This is a genomic window from Fluoribacter gormanii (assembly GCF_900156395.1).
Lineage (GTDB): Bacteria > Pseudomonadota > Gammaproteobacteria > Legionellales > Legionellaceae > Legionella > Legionella gormanii.
This window is the reverse complement of record NZ_FTNL01000004.1, coordinates 183,039-189,038: the sequence shown is the minus strand read 5'-3', so window position 1 is coordinate 189,038 and position 6,000 is coordinate 183,039. Positions and strand designations below refer to the sequence as shown.

Here is a 6,000-nt window from a genome sequence, read left to right as displayed (position 1 = left end):
CAATGATTTGATTCGTCGTGTCTATGAGCACAAAAATAAGCTAGTTGCTGGATTCACCAAAAAATACAACGTGGATCGATTGGTATACTATGAAGCTTGTGGGTGTATCATTGTAGCCATTGAACGAGAAAAACAAATCAAGGGTTGGTCACGAAAAAAGAAGCATGATTTGATTAATGCATTGAACCCAGAGTGGAATGATTTGTATCAATCGATTCTTTAAAAATTGTTCCACCTGACAGGAGATCCCTCACCCTCGCTGCGCTCGGGTTCGGGATGACGTGGGGAGTTACAAGTAATCGATAAATTGTGTAAAAAATCAACTATAATTTGATTGCACGGGTATATCTTTCGGCAACATTTTAATGCAATACACTTATCCAGAAACTGATTAAAGCGATGCTAGTGGATATCCGTTAATTTTGGAGATTTAATATGCCTGTTTTTGAAAGTTATCTTAGCTATCAACCGGAAAAATATTTAAATCTTAGTCAAGATCAGATTACTCAAGCCGCTTTAGAGGAAAAAAAAGATCAACGTTTCATACGCAACTTATTGAGACTCCGATTGCATCTTTTTTCTTGTGACCAAACAAAAGACTGCGAGATACTTTGGCAACATGTAGATAAGGCAGTAGAACGGTTTAAAAATGGAGAGGGTTTAGAATCGGTCTCCGCTGAGCTTCGCACAATACCAACCTCTCTCTCAAAACTAGATTTTGAACCACTAAAATCATTTATAAATGAAGTGAAGCAGGATAATCTCGATCCTTTTAATCTGCCGCTCTCTGAAACTAAACAATCGTTAATGTCCGCCATGGAAGATGATTTTAAACAACAAATGCAGATGCTTGAAAGTCAATTTCGCTTGAAAGGTTCTATGAATGATAGCCTGGCTCGCTTGTTTTACGAATTGCACCGAGATCAAACAATTTTAGATGATGATAAGGACATAATTCTAGACCCATTGGGGCAATGTAATAAAAAACTTGAACTACTAGAACAATTTAAGAAAGATAATCCAACACTAACGAATCATAATTACTTAGATCCTGTCCAAAAAATGCTTGAAGCGCATAAAAATAACCTTCAAGCTGTATTTGCTATAGGTTTTTTTTCTACAGGAGCCTATAAGGATACAAATAGGATTCAAAAATCTCCTGCAGACCTAACAAAAGAGGTAGACAAAAGGATTTCCTCTGCTGCTTTGCAAGGGATTTTAAATAACTACTTAACCTCTCGCTCCCAAGAACATGAAGAAAAGCATCAAGCTGGATCCTGCGTGACCAAACAGTATCGCCATAAACTCTCCACACTCATGCAACACAGTTATGATGATAAAAAAAAGGCTGTTATTGCTTTAATTGATGCACTTAGTGGAAAAGGAACAGGGAATTTATCAGAGCATTTATCTACATTACGTAATGGCGATCTGGGAAAAGAGCTACGCTCTTTTATCAAAGCGGGTCATGCTGATGTTCTGTTTGAGCACGGTCAGAAGCCACGAACTGTTAGTGATTTTGTTAAGGCATTGCATAGCCAGGCATTGGAAAAAGGCCTCGACTATGCTACGGGACGCCATTCCATTAATTAGAAAATGCCAACTCCCTGTCACCCGAAATGCAAGCGCGACTGAAATCAAGATAATGATTAGAGTCACGCTTTCGTGTGATGTCGCTTTTAATCAGGCAAAGACATTAAACTTGCATTACCTCCTGCTGCAGTAGTGTCAACAGTATAAGTTCGTTCATGACAAAGTCGGATTAGATAGTTAGGACCTCCTGCTTTAGGCCCTGTACCTGACAATCCCTCTCCGCCAAAAGGCTGTAAACCGACAACTGCACCTACCATGTTACGATTTACATAACAGTTACCTGCGTGAATATTCTGTCTAATGTATTCTACTGTTTCATTAATACGGCTATGAATACCCAAGGTTAAGCCATACCCTGTTGCGTTAATTTGTTTAATGACTTGATCCAGATTTTTTCGCTTAAATTGAATTACATGCAATACCGGACCAAAAACCTCCTTTTCCAGCGCATTGATATGATCGATAGCAATCGCAGTTGGTGGCATAAAGTATCCGGATTCCAATGATTCATCTAATGGACATTGGTAAATGATTTCAAAACGCTTTTTCATATTCTCCACATGGCTTCTTAATATGGATAAAGCAGCCTTATCAATCACAGGTCCTACATCAGTCGTAAGCCAGCGTGGATCACCTACTACCAATTCGGCCATAGCTCCTTTTAAGAGCTCAATGGTTCGAGGATATACTTCCTCTTGAACAAATAATACCCGCAGCGCAGAACATCTTTGACCAGCACTACCGAAAGCTGAGTTAACTGCATCGACTACCACCTGCTCCAATAAAGCGGAAGAATCAACAATCATCGCATTTTGACCACCTGTCTCGGCAATCAAAGGAATCAGTTCACCGCCACGCGTTGCTAGAGTACGATTAATTAGATTGGCTGTGTCGGTAGAACCAGTAAACAATACAGCTTTAATTCTTTTGTCCGCAACCAATGCAGCACCAATGGTTTCACCAGGTCCAGGAAGTAATTGTACAACACCTACCGGAACCCCAGCTTTGTGCATTAATTTGACCGTATAAGCGGCAATTAAAGGAGTTTGTTCCGCAGGTTTTGCAATAACACAATTTCCTGTAATCAATGCAGCAGCAACCTGGCCTGTAAAAATTGCCAAGGGAAAATTCCAGGGACTGATACAGAGCGCGATACCGCGTGGATGTAAACTGAGTTCATTTAACTCCCCTGTATAACCAGTTAAACGCAGAGGAGCAGCTAAAATTTGCTGTGCCTGCATCGCGTAATAACGACAAAAATCAATTGCTTCACGCACCTCAGAAATGCAGTCATTCATGGTTTTACCTGCTTCCAGACACGCTATGGTCATAAGTTCTGCATAATTTTCCTGTAATAAATCAGCAAAACGGTTAAGGCAGGCTGCTCTTTCTTTTACAGGCGTATTCGACCATCCTGGGAAAGCTTGCTCAGCGTGCACCAATGCTTGCTCTACATCATCTAGTGATGAATTCTGAACTGTTCCAATAATATTCTCGGTCTGTTGCGGCGACTCAACACGGTGCATTTCACCATTAGGTGTTGGATTTCCTGAGATTATTGGTCCGGAGGTCCATTGCTGCAATTTGATTTGCGTCATTTTTTGTTGCAGAGAAGCGCGCTCAATACGATCAGAAAAATCAAAACCTTTAGAGTTTCTTCTGCTCGGTTGAAAAATATCTTCCGGCAGTGGAATATTTTGATTCATCTTATGCAATAGAGATTGGGCTTTTTCTACAGGATCTTCAACCAATGTACTAATCGGTGCATTATCATCGACAATACGGTTAACAAACGAAGAGTTTGCTCCATTTTCTAACAAACGACGCACTAAATATGGAAGTAAATCTTCATGGCTTCCCACTGGTGCATAAATACGACATGGAATTCCATGTCGCTCTGCAGGTACTATCTGTTGATAGAGTTCATTACCCATTCCATGCAAACACTGGAATTCGAAATCTCGATAATCGCCGGTAATATTTAAAATCATCGCCACAGAATAAGCATTATGCGTAGCAAATTGAGGATAAATTGCATCCGTCATGGTTAATATTTTTTTAGCACAAGCCTGGAACGAAACATCTGTAAATACTTTCCGGGTAAATACAGGATATTCCTTAAAACCCTGCATTTGTGTTTTCTTTATCTCGCTATCCCAATAGGCTCCTTTAATCAAGCGCACCATAATGCGTCGTTGTTTTTTTCTAGCAAGAGCGGCGACCCAATCTAATACGTAAAAAGCTCTTTTTTGATAGGATTGAACCGCTAAACCAAAGCCATTCCATCCATCCAAACTTGCATCGTTGAAAACACGTTCCATTACATCAAGTGATAAATCCAAACGCTCAGATTCTTCAGCATCAACAGTTAAAGCAATTCCATAACTTTTTGCCAAGCGAGCGAGAGCGAGAAGTTTAGTTGGCAACTCCTCCATAACTCGTTCATGTTGGCTTTCATTATAACGTGGGTGTAAGGCAGAAAGTTTTATAGATATCCCTGCTCGTTTGTATACATCTGAATCTTTATCAGCCTGTTTGCCTATAGTTTCAATTGCTTCTTTATATGCCTCAAAATAACGTAATGCGTCTATAGATGTCAGTGCGGCTTCACCCAACATATCATAAGAATAACGATATCCTTGCGCTTCTTTCTTTTTTGCTCGGCTTAGCGCCTCACTAATAGTGCGTCCCATAACAAATTGTTTACTCATAATCCGCATTGCTTTATCAACTGCTTTTCTTACCACTGCTTCGCTACTGCGATTAACGAGCTTCATTAAAGATTTAGATAATGTGGTTTCGGCTTTTTCTGGAGTCAGTATTTTCCCTGTAAGCATCAATGCCCAAGTGGTTGCATTTACAAAAAATGAATCACTTTGGCCTATATGTGATTTCCAATCCCCACCTGATAATTTATCTTTGATTAGGTTATCTATTGTAGCACTGTCGGGAACACGTAATAGTGCTTCAGCCAAACACATCAGAGCAATACCTTCATCACTGGATAAAGCATATTCAGTTAAAAATGAATCAATACCCGTGCTTTTTTTACGTTCCGTGCGCACTGACTCAACTAATTTTGTGGCACTATTCTTAATATCAATTAACTGTTGTTGTCCTAACGCTGCTTTCTCACAAAGTTCTGTTATTAATGGTAGCTCATCAACACGATAGGCATGATTAATAGCAGCTCGTATTCCTTCGGGTATTTGTATGATCTGCTTTTCCAGCATAGTATTCTCCACAATCAAATCTATATCTAATCTTTTTTCCCGTTCTCTCTTGAAAGAAGTACCAAGTCAATGCTGGGTTAAAGAGTTTAAACACTAACATCCAAGTATAATTTAGAGGCATATAAAATGGAATGCACTACCTGACTTTTTGCCTGTAGAGCAAGCATAAATGGCCTGTAAACTGTGCCATTATACCTAATTTCAGAGAATTTTACTGTTGTTTATTTAATTTAATTGAATTTATTTTAATCTTTTTGTGCTACTCCTGACAAACAAATTGGGATTTATTTACAACACATAGTGCATTGTTTAAACTGTATTTTTTTTACTATGTGGCTAAGCACATGAATTGAGTAATATTTCTCCCTAATGGGCAAATTAAGCTCTTCTGATTTTACAATTACGTGAATTGTTAATATAATCACCATTTTTTCGTAGAAACCATAACGGCGATTTACAGAAGAAAGGAGCAGTATGAATACTCTATTAACTCTAATCTCAACCGTAATTTTAACTAGTAATATAACCTCCAGTACACCTTCTTTTGCAGCAAGGTCTGAATCTGATATTAATAGCAAATTGCAACATTTGAGCCGCAAGGCACCAGAATTAAATAAAAATGTTTTAAGACTCGCATTGACTGCATATCAAAATGCAAGTAAAAGAGGCTCTGTTAAAAAACCTGTACTTACAGTAATAGATTATTCTTTACCTTCAAACAAGCAACGGATGTGGGTATTCGATCTCCGTAGAGAGCGTCTTTTATATAACACTTATGTTGCACATGGAAAAAACTCAGGTGTGAATAAGGCCAGTCATTTTTCCAATATACCCTCAAGTAAACAATCAAGTCTAGGTACATACATTACAAAAGACACCTACATTGGGCACAAAGGATATTCGCTTAATTTGCAGGGCTTAGATAAAGGTTTTAATGATAATGCATTAAGTCGACGTGTAGTAATACATGGCGCTTGGTATGTAGAACCTGATTTCATAAAACGAGCAGGTCGAGCTGGGCTATCTTGGGGATGTCCTGCTATTGCTCAGACCTTAGCAAAACCAGTAATTAATACCATTAAAAATGGTTCTGTGATTTTCGCCTATTTTCCTGATAAAAAGTTTTTATCTCGATCAGGCTATCTAGTTGCATAAGTAAAAAAAGCCAGGGTGT

The 6,000-nt window shown here is 38.8% G+C and carries 4 protein-coding genes; 3 read left to right on the top strand and 1 reads right to left on the bottom strand.

From position 1 onward, the window contains the following. The coding region (locus BW930_RS04460; RefSeq protein ID WP_076547489.1) for a GIY-YIG nuclease family protein at positions 1 to 223 on the top strand (223 nt) is incomplete at its 5' end. A gap of 212 nt (positions 224 to 435) precedes the next feature. After that, complete coding sequence (locus BW930_RS04455) at positions 436 to 1,593, top strand: hypothetical protein (protein ID WP_058469590.1); 1,158 nt, start codon at positions 436 to 438, stop codon at positions 1,591 to 1,593. Between the two features lie 86 nt (positions 1,594 to 1,679). On the opposite strand, the gene putA is transcribed toward BW930_RS04455, so the two are convergent. Then, complete coding sequence (gene putA, locus BW930_RS04450) at positions 1,680 to 4,826, bottom strand: bifunctional proline dehydrogenase/L-glutamate gamma-semialdehyde dehydrogenase PutA (RefSeq protein ID WP_058469589.1); 3,147 nt, start codon at positions 4,824 to 4,826, stop codon at positions 1,680 to 1,682. 474 nt (positions 4,827 to 5,300) lie between these two features. On the opposite strand from putA, the gene BW930_RS04445 reads away from it, so the two are divergent. Further along, entirely contained in the window at positions 5,301 to 5,981 is a 681-nt protein-coding gene (locus tag BW930_RS04445) for a murein L,D-transpeptidase catalytic domain family protein (RefSeq protein WP_058469588.1), read from the top strand. The last annotated feature ends 19 nt before the right edge of the window (positions 5,982 to 6,000 follow it).

Excerpts from the sequence above, each read along its gene's own strand:
- BW930_RS04455 (WP_058469590.1), top strand. The coding sequence starts at position 436 with ATGCCTGTTTTTGAAAGTTATCTTAGCTATCAACCGGAAAAATATTTA.
- putA (WP_058469589.1), bottom strand. The coding sequence starts at position 4,826 with ATGCTGGAAAAGCAGATCATACAAATACCCGAAGGAATACGAGCTGCT.
- BW930_RS04445 (WP_058469588.1), top strand. The coding sequence starts at position 5,301 with ATGAATACTCTATTAACTCTAATCTCAACCGTAATTTTAACTAGTAAT.